This is a genomic window from Rhodococcus sp. WAY2, from assembly GCF_009859915.1.
Lineage (GTDB): Bacteria > Actinomycetota > Actinomycetes > Mycobacteriales > Mycobacteriaceae > Rhodococcus_F > Rhodococcus_F oxybenzonivorans.
In genome coordinates, this window is record NZ_CP046572.1 from 5,760,151 (window position 1) to 5,775,045 (window position 14,895).

General features: G+C 63.4%; 26 protein-coding genes. 25 read left to right on the forward strand and 1 reads right to left on the reverse strand.

Features of this window, described 5'->3' with window-relative positions; all coding sequences use genetic code 11:
* Position 1: 1 nt before the first annotated feature.
* The 16 genes from rplP (at position 2) to map (ending at position 8,248) form a co-directional block, all read left to right on the forward strand.
* Positions 2-418, forward strand: coding sequence for a 50S ribosomal protein L16 (gene rplP / locus GFS60_RS25740; RefSeq protein WP_005239636.1), 417 nt, complete (start codon positions 2-4; stop codon positions 416-418).
* Complete coding sequence (gene rpmC, locus GFS60_RS25745; protein WP_109331597.1) at positions 418-654, forward strand: 50S ribosomal protein L29; 237 nt, start codon at positions 418-420, stop codon at positions 652-654. Before rplP ends, rpmC begins: the two co-directional genes overlap by 1 nt.
* Positions 651-932 (forward strand): 30S ribosomal protein S17, encoded by a 282-nt coding sequence (rpsQ, locus tag GFS60_RS25750; RefSeq protein WP_109331594.1) that lies wholly within the window; start codon positions 651-653, stop codon positions 930-932. Before rpmC ends, rpsQ begins: the two co-directional genes overlap by 4 nt.
* Before the next feature lie 202 nt (positions 933-1,134).
* Complete coding sequence (gene rplN, locus GFS60_RS25755) at positions 1,135-1,503, forward strand: 50S ribosomal protein L14 (protein ID WP_005239639.1); 369 nt, start codon at positions 1,135-1,137, stop codon at positions 1,501-1,503.
* Positions 1,503-1,820 (forward strand): 50S ribosomal protein L24, encoded by a 318-nt coding sequence (gene rplX, locus GFS60_RS25760; RefSeq protein ID WP_109331588.1) that lies wholly within the window; start codon positions 1,503-1,505, stop codon positions 1,818-1,820. Before rplN ends, rplX begins: the two co-directional genes overlap by 1 nt.
* Before the next feature lies 1 nt (position 1,821).
* Positions 1,822-2,388, forward strand: a complete 567-nt coding sequence (gene rplE, locus GFS60_RS25765) for a 50S ribosomal protein L5 (RefSeq protein WP_109331587.1) — start codon at positions 1,822-1,824, stop codon at positions 2,386-2,388.
* Positions 2,389-2,392: 4 nt separating this feature from the next.
* Entirely contained in the window at positions 2,393-2,578 is a 186-nt protein-coding gene (locus GFS60_RS25770) for a type Z 30S ribosomal protein S14 (protein ID WP_005239644.1), read from the forward strand.
* 153 nt (positions 2,579-2,731) lie between these two features.
* Positions 2,732-3,130 carry a 30S ribosomal protein S8 gene (gene rpsH / locus GFS60_RS25775; RefSeq protein ID WP_005239657.1) on the forward strand — a complete coding sequence of 133 codons (399 nt, stop codon included), beginning with the start codon at positions 2,732-2,734 and terminating at the stop codon, positions 3,128-3,130.
* A gap of 14 nt (positions 3,131-3,144) precedes the next feature.
* Entirely contained in the window at positions 3,145-3,684 is a 540-nt protein-coding gene (rplF, locus tag GFS60_RS25780) for a 50S ribosomal protein L6 (protein ID WP_109331583.1), read from the forward strand.
* A 1-nt stretch (position 3,685) separates the two neighbouring features.
* Positions 3,686-4,093: a 50S ribosomal protein L18 gene (rplR, locus tag GFS60_RS25785; protein ID WP_109331582.1), complete on the forward strand. Its 408-nt coding sequence runs from the start codon at positions 3,686-3,688 to the stop codon at positions 4,091-4,093.
* Positions 4,094-4,124: 31 nt separating this feature from the next.
* A complete protein-coding gene (rpsE, locus tag GFS60_RS25790) occupies positions 4,125-4,781 on the forward strand; it encodes a 30S ribosomal protein S5 (RefSeq protein WP_109331576.1) in 657 nt (218 codons plus the stop codon).
* Positions 4,781-4,960, forward strand: coding sequence for a 50S ribosomal protein L30 (gene rpmD, locus GFS60_RS25795; protein ID WP_005253859.1), 180 nt, complete (start codon positions 4,781-4,783; stop codon positions 4,958-4,960). The genes rpsE and rpmD overlap by 1 nt, the downstream gene beginning before the upstream one ends.
* A 2-nt stretch (positions 4,961-4,962) precedes the next feature.
* Complete coding sequence (gene rplO, locus GFS60_RS25800; protein ID WP_109331575.1) at positions 4,963-5,406, forward strand: 50S ribosomal protein L15; 444 nt, start codon at positions 4,963-4,965, stop codon at positions 5,404-5,406.
* Positions 5,407-5,594: 188 nt separating this feature from the next.
* The gene (gene secY, locus GFS60_RS25805; protein WP_159925630.1) at positions 5,595-6,908 is read left to right on the forward strand and encodes a preprotein translocase subunit SecY; all 1,314 of its coding nucleotides are present in this window, start codon (positions 5,595-5,597) and stop codon (positions 6,906-6,908) included.
* Positions 6,905-7,450 carry an adenylate kinase gene (locus tag GFS60_RS25810; protein ID WP_109331573.1) on the forward strand — a complete coding sequence of 182 codons (546 nt, stop codon included), beginning with the start codon at positions 6,905-6,907 and terminating at the stop codon, positions 7,448-7,450. The genes secY and GFS60_RS25810 overlap by 4 nt, the downstream gene beginning before the upstream one ends.
* Positions 7,451-8,248 carry a type I methionyl aminopeptidase gene (gene map, locus GFS60_RS25815; RefSeq protein ID WP_159925632.1) on the forward strand — a complete coding sequence of 266 codons (798 nt, stop codon included), beginning with the start codon at positions 7,451-7,453 and terminating at the stop codon, positions 8,246-8,248.
* An 8-nt stretch (positions 8,249-8,256) separates the two neighbouring features.
* On the opposite strand, the gene dtd is transcribed toward map, so the two are convergent.
* A complete protein-coding gene (gene dtd / locus GFS60_RS25820) occupies positions 8,257-8,694 on the reverse strand; it encodes a D-aminoacyl-tRNA deacylase (protein WP_159925634.1) in 438 nt (145 codons plus the stop codon).
* A gap of 217 nt (positions 8,695-8,911) precedes the next feature.
* Between dtd and infA the strand changes: the two genes are divergently transcribed.
* The 9 genes from infA (at position 8,912) to GFS60_RS25865 (ending at position 14,832) form a co-directional block, all read left to right on the forward strand.
* Positions 8,912-9,133, forward strand: a complete 222-nt coding sequence (gene infA, locus GFS60_RS25825; protein WP_003418601.1) for a translation initiation factor IF-1 — start codon at positions 8,912-8,914, stop codon at positions 9,131-9,133.
* Positions 9,134-9,222: 89 nt separating this feature from the next.
* Positions 9,223-9,336 (forward strand): 50S ribosomal protein L36, encoded by a 114-nt coding sequence (gene rpmJ / locus GFS60_RS25830; RefSeq protein WP_003938068.1) that lies wholly within the window; start codon positions 9,223-9,225, stop codon positions 9,334-9,336.
* A 235-nt stretch (positions 9,337-9,571) separates the two neighbouring features.
* Positions 9,572-9,946 carry a 30S ribosomal protein S13 gene (gene rpsM / locus GFS60_RS25835; protein ID WP_109331568.1) on the forward strand — a complete coding sequence of 125 codons (375 nt, stop codon included), beginning with the start codon at positions 9,572-9,574 and terminating at the stop codon, positions 9,944-9,946.
* Positions 9,946-10,359 (forward strand): 30S ribosomal protein S11, encoded by a 414-nt coding sequence (rpsK, locus tag GFS60_RS25840; protein ID WP_005239680.1) that lies wholly within the window; start codon positions 9,946-9,948, stop codon positions 10,357-10,359. The genes rpsM and rpsK overlap by 1 nt, the downstream gene beginning before the upstream one ends.
* Positions 10,360-10,381: 22 nt before the next feature.
* Entirely contained in the window at positions 10,382-10,987 is a 606-nt protein-coding gene (rpsD, locus tag GFS60_RS25845) for a 30S ribosomal protein S4 (RefSeq protein WP_109331567.1), read from the forward strand.
* 116 nt (positions 10,988-11,103) lie between these two features.
* Positions 11,104-12,165 (forward strand): DNA-directed RNA polymerase subunit alpha, encoded by a 1,062-nt coding sequence (locus GFS60_RS25850; RefSeq protein ID WP_109331566.1) that lies wholly within the window; start codon positions 11,104-11,106, stop codon positions 12,163-12,165.
* A gap of 30 nt (positions 12,166-12,195) precedes the next feature.
* On the forward strand, positions 12,196-12,771 hold the full coding sequence (gene rplQ / locus GFS60_RS25855) for a 50S ribosomal protein L17 (RefSeq protein WP_159925636.1): 576 nt from the start codon (positions 12,196-12,198) through the stop codon (positions 12,769-12,771).
* A 71-nt stretch (positions 12,772-12,842) separates the two neighbouring features.
* Positions 12,843-13,655: a tRNA pseudouridine(38-40) synthase TruA gene (gene truA / locus GFS60_RS25860; protein ID WP_159927542.1), complete on the forward strand. Its 813-nt coding sequence runs from the start codon at positions 12,843-12,845 to the stop codon at positions 13,653-13,655.
* Between the two features lie 58 nt (positions 13,656-13,713).
* A complete protein-coding gene (locus tag GFS60_RS25865; protein WP_159925638.1) occupies positions 13,714-14,832 on the forward strand; it encodes a hypothetical protein in 1,119 nt (372 codons plus the stop codon).
* The last annotated feature ends 63 nt before the right edge of the window (positions 14,833-14,895 follow it).

The following is a 14,895-nucleotide window of genomic DNA, read 5'->3' on the forward strand; positions in this document are numbered from 1 at the left end:
CATGTTGATCCCACGGCGGGTCAAGCACCGCAAGCAGCACCATCCGAGCCGTTCGGGTGCCGCCAAGGGTGGAACCCAGGTGACCTTCGGTGACTACGGCATCCAGGCTCTCGAGCCTGCCTACATCACCAACCGGCAGATCGAGTCCGCTCGTATCGCCATGACCCGGCATATCAAGCGTGGCGGCAAGATCTGGATCAACATCTTCCCGGATCGCCCCCTCACCAAGAAGCCGGCCGAAACCCGCATGGGTTCCGGTAAGGGTTCCCCCGAGTGGTGGATCGCGAACGTCAAGCCTGGTCGCGTGATGTTCGAGATGAGCTACCCCAACGAGGAGATCGCACGCGAGGCCCTGCGCCGCGCGATGCACAAGCTCCCCTGCAAGTGCCGGATCGTGACAAGGGAGGAGCAGTTCTGATGGCTACTGGAACCCCAGCCGCAGAGCTCCGCGAGCTCACCGAAGAAGAGCTGGTCACCCGGCTTCGTGAGTCGAAGGAAGAGCTGTTCAACCTTCGTTTCCAGATGGCCACCGGCCAGATGGACAACAACCGCCGGCTTCGGACCGTCCGTCACGACATCGCGCGTATCTACACCGTTCTGCGTGAGCGTGAGCTCGGGCTGGCCGTTGGTCCGGACGCAGGTGACGCGGCATGAGTGAGGAAAAAGCAGTGAGCACTACAGAGCGCGGCAGCCGCAAGGTCCGCACCGGATACGTCGTCTCCGACAAGATGGAGAAGACGATCGTGGTCGAGCTCGAAGACCGGGTCAAGCACCCGCTCTACGGCAAGATCATCCGCCGGACCAGCAAGGTCAAGGCCCACGACGAGAACGGTGTCGCCGGTGTCGGTGACCTCGTGCAGCTGATGGAAACCCGTCCGCTGTCCGCGACGAAGCACTGGCGCCTCGTCGAGGTCGTCGAGAAGGCCAAGTAAGAACCACAATATGTGTCCAGTATGATGGTGGGGTTGCCTTGCGACAGATGCACGGCAACCCCACCGTTGTGCCACCCGTCAGGGCGGCCTCATGCAGGGTACGGGTACGGACCGCGCACGTCGGGTCGGAAATCTGCCGTGCACGACAGAGTGATCGCCAGTTGGTCGCTCCAGTCGAAAACACCAGGTCAAGGAGAAGTAAGTGATTCAGCAGGAGTCGCGGCTGCGCGTCGCCGACAACACGGGTGCCAAGGAGATTCTCTGCATCCGCGTTCTCGGTGGTTCGTCACGCCGCTACGCCGGGATCGGTGACATCATCGTCGCCACCGTCAAGGACGCCATCCCGGGTGGAAACATCAAGAAGGGCGAGGTCGTCAAGGCCGTCATCGTCCGCACCACGAAGGAACGTCGCCGTCCGGACGGGTCGTACATCAAGTTCGACGAGAACGCCGCCGTCCTCATCAAGCCGGACAACGATCCCCGTGGCACCCGCATCTTCGGCCCCGTCGGCCGTGAGCTGCGTGAGAAGAAGTTCATGAAGATCGTCTCGCTCGCCCCGGAGGTGCTGTGATGAAGGTGCACAAGGGTGACACCGTGCTGGTCATCGCCGGCAAGGACAAGGGCGCGAAGGGCAAGGTCATTCAGGCCTACCCCGCGACCAACAAGGTCCTCGTCGAAGGCGTGAACCGCATCAAGAAGCACACCGCGGTTTCCGCGAACGAGCGCGGAGCTTCCTCCGGCGGCATCGTGACGCAGGAAGCCCCGATCCACGTTTCCAACGTCGCGGTCATCGACTCGGACGGCAACCCCACCCGCGTGGGCTACCGGACCGACGAAGAGTCCGGCAAGCGCGTTCGGATTTCCCGGAAGAACGGGAAGGACATCTGACATGACCTCCACTGAGAACAAGATCCAGCCGCGCCTGAAGACTCGCTACCGCGAAGAGATCAAGGCTGCGCTGAACAGCGAATTCGACTACGCCAACGTGATGCAGATCCCGGGCGTCGTCAAGGTCGTCGTCAACATGGGTGTCGGTGACGCCGCCCGCGACGCCAAGCTCATCAACGGTGCCGTCAACGACCTCGCCCTGATCACCGGTCAGAAGCCCGAGATCCGCAAGGCACGCAAGTCCATCGCGCAGTTCAAGCTTCGCGAGGGCATGCCGATCGGTGCCCGCGTCACGCTTCGTGGCGACCGCATGTGGGAATTCCTGGACCGTCTCGTGTCCGTGGCCCTTCCCCGCATCAGGGACTTCCGTGGCCTGTCGGGAACCCAGTTCGACGGCAACGGCAACTACACGTTCGGCCTGAACGAGCAGTCGATGTTCCACGAGATCGACGTGGACAAGATCGACCGCCCGCGCGGCATGGACATCACCGTGGTGACCACCGCGACCAACAACGAAGAAGGCCGTGCCCTGCTCAAGCACCTCGGCTTCCCGTTCAAGGAGAACTGAGCTAATGGCTAAGAAGGCATTGGTCAACAAGGCCAACAAGAAGCCCAAGTTCGCGGTGCGCGCCTACACCCGCTGCCAGCGGTGCGGTCGTCCGCACTCGGTGTTCCGCAAGTTCGGCCTGTGCCGAATCTGCGTCCGCGAGATGGCGCACGCCGGCGAGCTGCCCGGCGTTCACAAGAGCTCCTGGTGATCCGGTGACGTCGTCGCCTTGACGATGACGACGTCACCCACCACAGACTTCCGGTTCGTAATCTCGGGCCGGGAAACGTAAGACCTACTTCGCGATAGGCCTGCGCCGGACACGGCAGAGGGAACCGTTGTGAGAAAGGTAGAGGTCAACCTCATGACCATGACCGACCCCATCGCAGACTTCTTGACACGTCTGCGCAACGCCAACACGGCGTACCACGATGAGGTGAAGTTGCCCCACTCGAAGATCAAGGCGAACATCGCCGAGATCCTCAAGCGTGAGGGCTACATCGCCGACTACCGCACCGAGGACGCCGAGGTCGGTAAGACCCTCATCGTCGACCTCAAGTACGGCCCGAGCCGTGAGCGCAGCCTTGCCGGCGTGCGTCGTGTCTCGAAGCCCGGTCTGCGTGTGTACGCAAAGTCCACCAACCTGCCCAAGGTTCTGGGCGGCCTCGGCGTGGCGATCATTTCCACGTCCACCGGCCTGCTCACCGATCGCCAGGCGGCCAATCAAGGAGTGGGCGGGGAAGTCCTCGCCTACGTCTGGTAAGGGAGGCCACCACAATGTCGCGTATCGGAAAGATTCCCGTTACCGTCCCCGCCGGTGTCGACGTGTCGATCGACGGCCAGGACGTCACGGTCAAGGGGCCGAAGGGCACCCTCGGCCTCACCATCGCAGAGCCGATCACCATCGAGAAGAACGAGGACGGAACGCTCAGCGTCACCCGTCCGGACGACGAGCGTCGTAGCCGTGCACTCCACGGTCTTTCTCGCACGCTGGTGCAGAACCTGGTCACCGGTGTGACCGACGGTTACACCACCAAGATGGAGATCCACGGCGTCGGTTACCGCGTTGCTCTCAAGGGCAAAGACCTCGAGTTCGCGCTCGGATACAGCCACCCGGTCCCGATCGAGGCTCCGGAAGGCATCACCTTCGCGGTCGAGTCGCCCACCAAGTTCTCCGTGTCGGGCATCGACAAGCAGAAGGTCGGGCAGATCTCGGCCAACATCCGTCGTCTCCGCCGTCCGGACCCGTACAAGGGCAAGGGCGTGCGTTACGAGGGTGAGCAGATCCGCCGCAAGGTCGGAAAGACGGGTAAGTGATATGAGCCAGACTGCAAACCAGAAAGCCAAGCGAATTCCGCTGGGCAAGGATGCGTCCACGAAGCGTCGCCTGTCGAAGGTGCGTCGTCACTTCCGTCTCCGCAAGAAGGTGTCCGGCACGCCCGAGCGTCCCCGCTTGGTCGTCAACCGGTCCTCGCGCCACATCCACGTCCAGCTGGTGGACGACCTCGCGGGCCACACGCTGGCCGCGGCGTCGACCACCGAGGCAGACGTGCGCGCTGCGGACGGCGACAAGAAGACCCTCAGCGCGAAGGTCGGTCAGCTGATCGCCGAGCGCGCGAAGGCTGCCGGAGTCGAGACTGTGGTCTTCGACCACGGTGGACACGGCTACCACGGTCGCATCGCGGCCCTGGCAGACGCAGCTCGCGAAGGCGGGTTGAAGTTCTGATGACCATCATTTCGAACGGAAGGACAGCCTGATGCCGGGACGTCAGAGGCGTGACGGCGGAAGCGGACCCGCCGGACAGAATGGACCCAACACGGGGGACAACCGCGGCGGCGGCGACCGTCGTGGTGGCGGTCGCGACGATCGTCGCGGCGGACAGTCAGCCGAGAAGTCGAACCACATCGAGCGGGTCGTCACGATCAACCGCGTGTCGAAGGTCGTCAAGGGTGGTCGTCGCTTCAGCTTCACCGCACTGGTGATCGTGGGCGACGGCAACGGACTGGTCGGCGTCGGCTACGGCAAGGCCAAGGAAGTTCCTGCGGCCATCCAGAAGGGTGTCGAGGAGGCTCGTAAGAGCTTCTTCCGCGTTCCGATGATCGGCGGCACCATCACGCACCCCGTCCAGGGTGAAGCCGCTGCCGGCATCGTCATGCTGCGTCCCGCGAGCGCCGGTACCGGTGTCATCGCCGGTGGCGCGGTGCGTGCGGTGCTGGAGTGCGCGGGCATCCACGACATCCTGTCGAAGTCGCTCGGTAGCGACAACGCCATCAACGTCGTCCATGCGACCGTTGCTGCGCTCAAGGGTCTGCAGCGCCCCGAGGAAGTTGCCGCTCGTCGCGGTCTCGCCCTCGAGGATGTGGCCCCCGCCGGCATGCTGCGTGCGCGTGCACAGGCTGGGAGCGTGAAGTAATGGCCGAACTCAAGGTCACTCAGATCAAGAGCACCATCGGTACCAAGCAGAACCAGCGGAACTCGCTGCGCACCCTCGGTCTCAAGGGCATCCGGCAGACGGTTGTCCGCGAGGACAATGCGCAGAACCGCGGTCTGATCAACGTGGTGCGCCACCTCGTCACAGTTGAGGAGGTCTAACCATGACCATCAAACTGCATCACCTGCGCCCCGCGCCCGGGTCCAAGTCAGCCAAGATCCGCGTCGGTCGAGGCGAGGGCGGCAAGCGCGGTAAGACTGCGGGTCGCGGCACCAAGGGCACCAAGGCCCGCAAGAACGTGCCCGTCGCCTTCGAGGGTGGACAGATGCCGCTGCACATGCGTCTGCCCAAGCTCAAGGGCTTCACCAACCCGTTCCGCACCGAGTACCAGGTCGTCAACGTCGGCGACATCGCCCGTCTGTTCCCCGAGGGTGGGCAGGTCACGGTCGAGGATCTCGTTGCCAAGGGCGCCGTTCGCAAGAACCAGCTCGTCAAGGTTCTCGGAGACGGCGACCTGACTGTCGCCGTCCAGGTGACGGTCGACAAGTTCACCGGCTCCGCCAAGGAGAAGATCGCTGCTGCCGGTGGTACCGCCACCGAGCTGTGAGCAATCACCGCTAGCCAGTAGATGGCCGCAGTACAGCTTCGGGCTGTACTGCGGCCATTTGCCGCTGTGCACCGGGTCGGCCCCAGGTCTCCCAACTGCACGTTCAGTCGCCACTGTTAGAGTTCTAGAGTTCATTCACGGACAAAGTCCCAGTGACTCGTCCACCCACCGTCGTGCCAGGAGGATCTTTGCTTTCCGCCTTCGTCTCGGCCCTCAGGACCCCGGACCTGAGGCGGAAGATCCTCATCGCGCTCGGCCTCGTCGCGCTCTACCGCGTCGGTGCCGTGCTGCCGTCACCCGGCGTCGACTACGCCAACGTCCGAGCCTGTGTCGACCAGTTGTCGGGCGGCGATTCCGCCGGTATCTATTCGCTGATCAACCTGTTCTCCGGTGGAGCCCTGCTCCAGCTCTCGGTGTTCGCGATCGGCATCATGCCCTACATCACGGCAAGCATCATCGTTCAGCTGTTGACGGTCGTCATCCCGAAGTTCGAGCAGCTTCGGAAAGAAGGCCAGTCCGGCCAGGCGAAGATGACGCAGTACACCCGATATCTGTCGATCGCGCTGGCGATTCTGCAGGCCACCGGCATCGTCGCGCTCGCAGCGCGCGGTCAGCTGTTGCAGGGCTGTCAGGAAGAAATAATCGCCGACAAGAGCATCTTCGGGCTCGTCATCATCGTCCTCGTGATGACGGCGGGTGCCGCGCTCGTCATGTGGTTCGGCGAGATCATCACCGAACGCGGTGTCGGTAACGGCTTCTCGCTGCTGATCTTCGGGGGTATCGCATCCCGGCTGCCGTCGGAGGGCAAAGCCATTCTCGACAGTCGCGGCGGGCTGATCTTCGCGATCATCTGTGTCGCCGCTCTCGCCATCATCGCCGGCGTGGTCTTCGTCGAGCAGGGCCAGCGCCGTATCCCCGTCCAGTACGCCAAGCGCATGGTCGGACGCAAGATGTACGGCGGTTCGTCCACCTACCTGCCGCTGAAGGTCAACCAGGCCGGCATCATCCCGGTGATCTTCGCGTCGTCTCTGCTGTATCTGCCGAACCTCATCGCGCAGCTCACCGGGGCGACGTCGGCTGCAGATCCGAGCTGGTGGCAGCGGATCATCAACGAGTATCTGGTGAACCCGAACAATCCGGTGTACATCACCATCTACTTCGCGTTGATCGTGTTCTTCGTGTTCTTCTACGTCGCGATCACGTTCAACCCCGAAGAGCGCGCCGACGAGATGAAGAAGTTCGGTGGGTTCATTCCCGGCATCCGCCCGGGACGCCCCACCGCGGACTACCTGAATTACGTGCTCAACCGCATCACGGTCCCGGGGTCCATCTACCTCGGCCTGATCGCAGTGTTGCCCCACTTCTTCCTGTCCGGGAGCCAGACCACCAGCAGCATCTTCGGTGGCGCGGCAGTGCTGATCCTCGTCAGTGTCGCCCTGGACACGGTCAAGCAGATCGAAAGTCAATTGATGCAACGCAACTACGAAGGGTTCCTCAAGTGAGACTTGTCCTCCTTGGTCCTCCCGGTGCAGGCAAGGGCACCCAGGCCGCGATTCTTTCCGAGAAGCTCGGTGTCCCGCACATCTCGACCGGCGACCTGTTCCGGGCGAACATCGGCCAGGAGACACCGCTCGGTCTCGAGGCGAAGAAGTACCTCGACGCCGGAGATCTCGTTCCCAGCGAAATCACCAACAACATGGTGAAAGCGCGCGTCGCGGAGCCGGATGCCGCCAACGGTTTCCTTCTCGACGGTTTCCCGCGCACGGTCGATCAGGCGCAGGCACTCGAGGCAATCCTGGCTGATCTGGACACCAAGCTCGACGGCGTTCTCTCGTTCGTGGCGGACGAGGACATCGTCGTGGAACGGATGCTGGCGCGTGGGCGCGCCGACGACAAGGAAGACGTCATCCGCAACCGGCTCCGGGTGTACCGCGAGGAGACGGCGCCGCTGCTCGACTACTACAAGAACGATCTGCTCACCGTCGACGCACTGGGTGAGGTCGACGAGGTCAACTCGCGCGCACTGGCAGCGTTGGGCAAGTAAATGGGTTTCGGGCGCAAGCGCAAAGTTGTTCCCTTCCGGACTGCCGGTGAGCTCGATGCGATGGCGGCCGCGGGCGCCATCGTCGGTGCAGCGCTGGTGGCGGTGCGTGATGCGGCCAAGCCTGGTGTGAGCACGCTCGAACTCGACGAGGTAGCCGAGTCGGTTATCCGCGACGCAGGTGCGGTGCCGTCGTTCAAGGGCTATCACGGGTTCACCGGATCGATATGTTCGTCCGTCAATGATCGTGTGGTGCACGGGATTCCCTCGGCGCAGGACATCCTCGCCGAGGGAGACCTCGTCTCGATCGACTGCGGTGCAATTCTCGACGGGTGGCATGGTGACTCGGCCTGGACGTTCGGTGTCGGTGAACTCGTCGAGGCTGATCAGGATTTGAGCGAAGCCACGCGGTTGTCGATGGACGCGGGAATTGCAGCCATGCTGCCCGGGAACCGTCTCACCGACATCTCCCATGCGATCGAACTGGGAACCCGCGCGGCGGAAGTAACACACGGCCGGAAGTACGGGATCGTCGACGGCTACGGCGGGCACGGGATCGGCCGGGAAATGCACATGGAACCGTTCCTCGCCAACGAGGGCGCTCCGGGTAAGGGTCCCCAGCTGGTGGTCGGATCCGTGCTCGCGATCGAGCCGATGTTGACGCTCGGCACCACCGATACCGTTGTCCTGGAAGACGACTGGACGGTGGTTACCGCGGACGGTACGCGTGCTGCCCACTGGGAGCACACCGTGGCCGTCACCGAGGATGGTCCGCGGATTCTCACGCTGCGCCCGGAGTGACTGCGCCGCTACACGTCGATCAGCAGCGTGACCGGTCCGTCGTTGACGAGATCGATCTGCATGTGCTCGCCGAACACGCCCGTATCGACCGTCGCGCCCAGCTGTCGTAGCGCGACCGTGAAGGATTCGACCAACGGCTCCGCCACGGGCCGGGGCGCGGCCGCGGACCACGAGGGGCGTCGCCCCCGTCGTGTGTCGGCCATCAGCGTGAACTGACTGGCCACGAGGATCGGGGCGTCGAGGTCGGCGGCTGACTGCTCGTCCTCCAGGATTCGCATCGTCCACACCTTCTTTGCCAGGAGCGCTGCCTTCGCCGCGTCATCCGTGTGGGTGACGCCGACCAGGACGAGAAGTCCGTGGCCGGCAGGCGGGGGAGTGATGTGTGCGACCACGACTCCGTCGACCCGGACGGAGGCGGCCGAGACTCTCTGCACCAGCGCGCGCACGCGCAACACCATCCTTCGCCTCGCCGACTGCATTTGGCCTGGTGAGCAATTTCCCGTAACATGGATCAGCGGTGCGCTATGCGTGCCGGTTGTTTGCGTGCCCAGTGCCGGTTTCGATCCGGAATGTTCATGTTTCGGCCGGTGAAGAAGCCATTGGGCGCCACGGTAACGGAAACAGATGCAAGAAGCACGTCAAACAACATGGATCGCGGAGGATATGGCTAAGAAAGACGGGGCCATCGAGGTCGAGGGACGAGTAGTCGAGCCGCTGCCCAATGCGATGTTCCGCATTGAGCTCGAAAACGGCCACAAGGTTCTCGCCCACATCAGCGGAAAGATGCGTCAGCACTACATTCGCATCCTCCCGGAAGATCGCGTCGTCGTGGAGCTCTCGCCCTACGACCTGTCGCGCGGACGCATCGTTTACCGGTACAAGTAAAAAGCTTCCCCGCTCTGACCAGGTCGGGGAGAAGTACGTCCGCCGCGGAACTGCGTAGTGGGCTGCCACAAAACAGGAGATCAGAAGACGTGAAGGTTCAGCCGAGCGTCAAGAAGATCTGCGAAAAGTGCAAGGTGATCCGTCGTAACGGCCGGGTCATGGTGATCTGCGAGAACCTGCGTCACAAGCAGCGTCAGGGCTAGATCTCCGCTTTTCGAGGATCTGCTTGGCAACAAGCAAAGATGACCTCCCAGCACCAGCCAGTACTTTCGGCCACCGGGTTTCACCACCCACGGCAGGTACTGGTCCACCCCCGGCACGGAGGCCGGGGCCCCACTGAGTTAGTTGAGACCCCTTCGGTCGCGAGACCGCCGGAGTTTGAAGAGGCACAGGGGATGGACTGGGAGCAGACCTCCGCTCACCGATAGGAACTGCCACATGGCACGTCTAGCAGGTGTCGATCTGCCCCGCGAAAAGCGGATGGAGATCGCACTCACCTACATCTACGGCATCGGCCGTACCCGCTCCAAGGAGATCCTGGGCGCCACCGGCGTCAACCCGGATCTGCGGAGCAAGGATCTCTCGGACGAGGATCTGGCCAAGCTCCGCGAGTACATCGAGGAGTCGCTGAAGGTCGAGGGTGACCTTCGCCGCGAGGTCCAGGCCGACATCCGTCGCAAGATCGAGATCGGTGCCTACCAGGGGTTGCGCCACCGCCGTGGCTTGCCCGTGCGTGGTCAGCGCACCAAGACCAACGCCCGCACCCGTAAGGGCCCCAAGCGCACCATTGCCGGCAAGAAGAAGGCGAAGTAATGCCCCCCAAGTCACGTAGCACCGGTCCGAAGAAGACCCAGAAGGCGCGTCGCAGGGACAAGAAGAACGTCCCGCACGGCGCCGCTCACATCAAGAGCACCTTCAACAACACCATCGTGTCCATCACGGACCCCGCCGGAAATGTCATTTCCTGGGCGTCCTCGGGACACGTCGGCTTCAAGGGATCGCGTAAGTCGACCCCGTTCGCCGCTCAGCTCGCTGCAGAGAACGCAGCCCGCAAGGCGCAGGAGCATGGTGTCAAGAAGGTCGACGTCTTCGTCAAGGGACCCGGCTCCGGCCGTGAGACCGCGATCCGCTCGCTTCAGGCTGCAGGCCTCGAGGTCGGCACCATCTCCGATGTCACCCCCCAGCCCCACAACGGCTGCCGTCCGCCCAAGCGGCGTCGGGTCTAGCGGGAAGGATAGGTAGAAAAAAATGGCACGTTATACCGGACCCATCACCCGCAAGTCGCGTCGTCTGCGCGTCGACCTCGTCGGAGGCGACCAGGCGTTCGAGCGTCGTCCCTACCCGCCGGGCCAGCACGGCCGTGCGCGGATCAAGGAGAGCGAGTACCTGCTCCAGCTGCAGGAGAAGCAGAAGGCTCGCTTCACCTACGGCGTCATGGAGAAGCAGTTCCGTCGTTACTACCAGGAGGCGAACAACCGCCCCGGTAAGACCGGTGAGAACCTGCTCCGCATCCTGGAGTCGCGTCTCGACAACGTCGTGTACCGCGCCGGCCTGGCTCGCACCCGCCGCCAGGCACGTCAGCTGGTCACGCACGGTCACCTCCTTGTGAACAACAAGAAGGTCGACATCCCCAGCTACCGCGTCTCGCAGTACGACATCATCGATGTCAAGGAAAAGTCGCTGTCGACGCTTCCTTTCCAGGTGGCGCGTGAGACCCAGGGCGATCGCCCGATCCCGGGTTGGCTGCAGGTTGTCGGCGGACGGCTCCGGATCCTGGTTCACCAGCTTCCCGAGCGTGCGCAGATCGATGTCCCGCTGCAGGAACAGCTGATCGTCGAGTACTACTCGAAGTAAGGCCTCCGGCCCGTGCGCCTTTTTGGTAGTTCCCACTACCAGAAAGGCGCACGGGCGCGCAGTGCCTTTCCCATCGTGGGCGTCAAATAGCGGACGCCCGTACAGGAGGAAATCCAATGCTCATTTCTCAGCGACCCACGCTGACCGAAGAGGTCATCGCTGACAACCGCTCGAAGTTCGTCATCGAGCCCCTCGAGCCAGGTTTCGGGTACACCCTCGGCAATTCGCTCCGCCGCACGCTGCTGTCTTCGATCCCCGGCGCTGCTGTCACCAGCATCCGCATCGACGGCGTTCTGCACGAGTTCACCACGGTCCCCGGTGTGAAGGAAGACGTCACCGACATCATCCTGAACCTCAAGGGCCTCGTCGTGAGCTCCGAAGAGGACGAGCCGGTCACCATGTACGTCCGTAAGCAGGGCCCCGGCGCTGTGACCGCAGGCGACATCGTGCCCCCGGCCGGCGTCACCGTGAACAACCCGGATCTGCACATCGCCACCCTGAACGACAAGGGAAAGCTGGAGATCGAGCTCGTCGTCGAGCGCGGTCGCGGCTACGTCCCCGCCGTCCAGAACAAGGCGTCCGGCGCAGAGATCGGCCGCATCCCGGTCGACTCGATCTACTCGCCGGTGCTCAAGGTCACCTACAAGGTGGAGGCCACCCGCGTCGAGCAGCGCACCGACTTCGATCGGCTCGTGCTCGATGTGGAAACCAAGAACTCCATCACCGCTCGGGACGCGCTCGCTTCTGCGGGCAAGACCCTGGTTGAGCTCTTCGGCCTGGCCCGTGAGCTGAACGTCGAAGCAGAAGGCATCGAAATCGGACCCTCGCCCGCCGAGGCCGATCACATCGCTTCCTTCGGACTGCCCATCGAGGACCTGGACCTCACCGTCCGTTCCTACAACTGCCTCAAGCGCGAAGGTGTTCACACCGTCGGTGAGCTTGTCGGCCGTACCGAGTCCGACCTGCTCGACATCCGCAACTTCGGACAGAAGTCCATCGACGAGGTGAAGGTCAAGCTGCATTCGCTGGGCTTGTCCCTCAAGGACAGCCCCGCGTCCTTCGATCCCACCACCGTTGCCGGTTACGACGCCGCCACCGGAACGTGGAGTGACACGGATGCCGGTTCCTTCGGCGATGCCGACGGTACCGAGGACTACGCCGAGACCGAACAGCTGTAGCCGCTTCCGGTCCTTTACTAGGAGATCATCATGCCCAAGCCCAAGAAGGGTGCCCGCTTCGGCGGGTCGGCTTCGCACCAGAAGGCGATTTTCGCCAATCTGGCTACCGCGCTCTTCGAGCACGGTCGCATCACCACCACCGAGTCCAAGGCGAAGGCCCTGCGGCCGTACGCCGAGAAGCTCGTGACGCACGCCAAGGCGGGAACCCTGGCGCACCGCCGCGAGGTTCTCAAGGTCATCCGCAACAAGGATGTCGTACACACCTTGTTCGCTGAGATCGGCCCGTTCTACGCGGACCGTGACGGTGGATACACCCGCATCATCAAGACGGTTCCCCGCAAGGGTGACAACGCTCCGATGGCCATCATCGAGCTCGTCAAGGAAAAGACCGTCACCTCCGAGGCCGACCGCGCACGTCGCGTGAAGGCGTCGAAGGATGCTCCGGCCGCGGCCCCCGCCGCGTCGGACGAGAACGTTGTCGACGCAGTCGAGGCCGAGGCCACCGCCGCCGAGGTCGCGAACGCTGACGCCGTCGTCGACGCCATCGAAGACGAGTCCGCCACCGCCGCAGATGCGACAGAGGCCGACGAGGCCAAGAAGGACTAGTCCACTTGGTTTCGGCACACGCTGAATCGAACGAGCCCGTCACCCCCTCTCGGGGCGACGGGCTCGTTCGATTGCGGCTGGACATCGCCTACGACGGAACCGAGTTCTCCGGGTGGGCTCGCCAGAACGGGCTGCGCACGGTCTGCGGGGAAATCGAGGAGAAACTCGGAGCCGTCCTGCGTACCCCCCTGCAACTGACGGTGGCGGGACGGACCGACGCAGGGGTCCACGCGGCAGGTCAGGTCGCGCACGTCGACGTTCCCGCCGAGTCGCTGCCGGACGATCCGTCCCGACTCATCCGCAGACTCGCCCGCTTCCTCCCGAAAGATGTACGAATCACCCGCATCTCACGTGCGCCGCAGCATTTCGACGCGCGTTTCTCCGCGATGCGCCGGCACTACGAATACCGCCTGACCACCGCGGAGTACGGAGCAGATCCCCTGCGTGCCCGCGACATCGTGTCGTATCCGAAGGTGCTCGACCTCGACGTAATGCGCTCGGCGTCCGCCAGACTGATAGGGCTGCACGACTTCGCCGCGTTCTGCAAGCGCAGAGAAGGGGCCACCACCGTTCGCGATCTGCAACGCTTCGACTGGGAACGTGACGGGGAGATTTTCACCGCATTCGTCAACGCAGATGCCTTCTGCTGGTCGATGGTTCGCAGCCTCGTCGGTGCCGTACTCGCCGTGGGGGAGGGCCGCCGCGACCTCGGGTGGGTGGACGAGTTGCTGCGGGAGCGGTCGAGGGCAAGTTCGATCCTGGTGGCACCCGCGCACGGTCTGTCGCTGGTTCGGGTCGACTATCCCGACGACGCCGATCTTGCGGCGCGCAATGAAGTCACCCGCGACATTCGCACTCTGCCCGAAGGTTGCTGTGGCGACTGACTGAGGCGGAAAAACCCGCGGCCGACGAAGCCAATCGGGCTGTGCAAGAATCCGCATCATGCCATCAGAAATTCGTGTTCGAGTGGAGGATGCACGCAGCCGCACAGCCAAGGTCGGGGTCACTACCCCCAAGGGGCCGTTCGAGTTGCACGTCGACGCGAACGTCGACGTCGATAAATCGGCCACACCGTGGCTCCCTGCGCTGTCGGTTGTCGCGATGCGTCTTCATTCCGATCTGATCTTCTCGGATCCAGTCGACGCTCTCGCGTTGTCGAATCTTCCGCACGCTCAGCGGATTCTGCGCGATTGGTACCCGAGACGGTATTCGTCGGTAAGGGTGGAGGCAGACGAGGTAGCCGGGTCGGATGCCGGTTCGCAGCGGGGAGTGGGTTGCTTCTTCAGTGGAGGTGTCGACTCCTTTCACTCGGCAATCGCAGCGAGCGAACGCATTACGCATCTGATTTTCGTTCACGGGTTCGACATCAAGCTTTCGGATGTCGAGTTGGCGGCGAAGGCGGAGGCGGGAGCGCGAAACGCGGCGGACGCGCTCGGCAAGACGCTTGTCGTCGTCAGGACGAATCTCAGGCAGCTCTCGGACAAGGCGAGGTGTCTGTGGGGCACCGACTATCACGGAGCAGCGCTGGCGACCGTCGCGCACTCGTTGTCGGATCACATCCACACCGCGCTCATTCCGTCCTCCTTTCAGGAGGCTGATCTGCATCCCTGGGGTACGCATCCGGATCTGGACCCGTTGTGGTCGAGTAGTGCGGTGCGGCTGGAGCACTACGGCACGTCGTTGACGCGGACGGAGAAAATTGCGTTCCTCGCGCGAAACGACGTCGCGATGGACAATCTGAGGGTCTGCTGGAAGAACCGTGACGGCAAGTTCAACTGTGGCCGGTGTGAGAAGTGTGTTCGCACAATGGTCAGCCTTCGTGCCGCCGACGGCGCATCCCGCACTCTCCCTCACCGTGTGACACCGGAGGCAGTGAACCGTCTGTCGCTCAGCGGCACGGGCACACTCTTCGCTCTGGAGAATCTGAACGCGTTACGAGAGGCCCGGGTCCGGGACCTGGAGCTGGAAACGGCGCTCGAGCGCGCCATTCGGCGAGGGCGTACGCGGGACAAGGTTCTCGGTGGAATCACCCGACGCTGGCTGGGTATGACGAAGGGATAGGTGTCAGCAGCGTGGCTAGGCGTCGTTCGTATACCGGCGGGTATCGCGATGGTGCAGTAACGT

What these genes read in the sequence shown, in the direction of transcription:
- rplP (WP_005239636.1), top strand. Translation starts at nt 2, where the DNA reads ATGTTGATCCCACGGCGGGTCAAGCACCGCAAGCAGCACCATCCGAGC.
- rpmC (WP_109331597.1), top strand. Translation starts at nt 418, where the DNA reads ATGGCTACTGGAACCCCAGCCGCAGAGCTCCGCGAGCTCACCGAAGAA.
- rpsQ (WP_109331594.1), top strand. Translation starts at nt 651, where the DNA reads ATGAGTGAGGAAAAAGCAGTGAGCACTACAGAGCGCGGCAGCCGCAAG.
- rplX (WP_109331588.1), top strand. Translation starts at nt 1,503, where the DNA reads ATGAAGGTGCACAAGGGTGACACCGTGCTGGTCATCGCCGGCAAGGAC.
- rplE (WP_109331587.1), top strand. Translation starts at nt 1,822, where the DNA reads ATGACCTCCACTGAGAACAAGATCCAGCCGCGCCTGAAGACTCGCTAC.
- GFS60_RS25770 (WP_005239644.1), top strand. Translation starts at nt 2,393, where the DNA reads ATGGCTAAGAAGGCATTGGTCAACAAGGCCAACAAGAAGCCCAAGTTC.
- rpsH (WP_005239657.1), top strand. Translation starts at nt 2,732, where the DNA reads ATGACCATGACCGACCCCATCGCAGACTTCTTGACACGTCTGCGCAAC.
- rplF (WP_109331583.1), top strand. Translation starts at nt 3,145, where the DNA reads ATGTCGCGTATCGGAAAGATTCCCGTTACCGTCCCCGCCGGTGTCGAC.
- rplR (WP_109331582.1), top strand. Translation starts at nt 3,686, where the DNA reads ATGAGCCAGACTGCAAACCAGAAAGCCAAGCGAATTCCGCTGGGCAAG.
- rpsE (WP_109331576.1), top strand. Translation starts at nt 4,125, where the DNA reads ATGCCGGGACGTCAGAGGCGTGACGGCGGAAGCGGACCCGCCGGACAG.
- rpmD (WP_005253859.1), top strand. Translation starts at nt 4,781, where the DNA reads ATGGCCGAACTCAAGGTCACTCAGATCAAGAGCACCATCGGTACCAAG.
- rplO (WP_109331575.1), top strand. Translation starts at nt 4,963, where the DNA reads ATGACCATCAAACTGCATCACCTGCGCCCCGCGCCCGGGTCCAAGTCA.
- map (WP_159925632.1), top strand. Translation starts at nt 7,451, where the DNA reads ATGGGTTTCGGGCGCAAGCGCAAAGTTGTTCCCTTCCGGACTGCCGGT.
- infA (WP_003418601.1), top strand. Translation starts at nt 8,912, where the DNA reads ATGGCTAAGAAAGACGGGGCCATCGAGGTCGAGGGACGAGTAGTCGAG.
- rpsM (WP_109331568.1), top strand. Translation starts at nt 9,572, where the DNA reads ATGGCACGTCTAGCAGGTGTCGATCTGCCCCGCGAAAAGCGGATGGAG.
- rpsK (WP_005239680.1), top strand. Translation starts at nt 9,946, where the DNA reads ATGCCCCCCAAGTCACGTAGCACCGGTCCGAAGAAGACCCAGAAGGCG.
- rpsD (WP_109331567.1), top strand. Translation starts at nt 10,382, where the DNA reads ATGGCACGTTATACCGGACCCATCACCCGCAAGTCGCGTCGTCTGCGC.
- GFS60_RS25850 (WP_109331566.1), top strand. Translation starts at nt 11,104, where the DNA reads ATGCTCATTTCTCAGCGACCCACGCTGACCGAAGAGGTCATCGCTGAC.
- rplQ (WP_159925636.1), top strand. Translation starts at nt 12,196, where the DNA reads ATGCCCAAGCCCAAGAAGGGTGCCCGCTTCGGCGGGTCGGCTTCGCAC.
- GFS60_RS25865 (WP_159925638.1), top strand. Translation starts at nt 13,714, where the DNA reads ATGCCATCAGAAATTCGTGTTCGAGTGGAGGATGCACGCAGCCGCACA.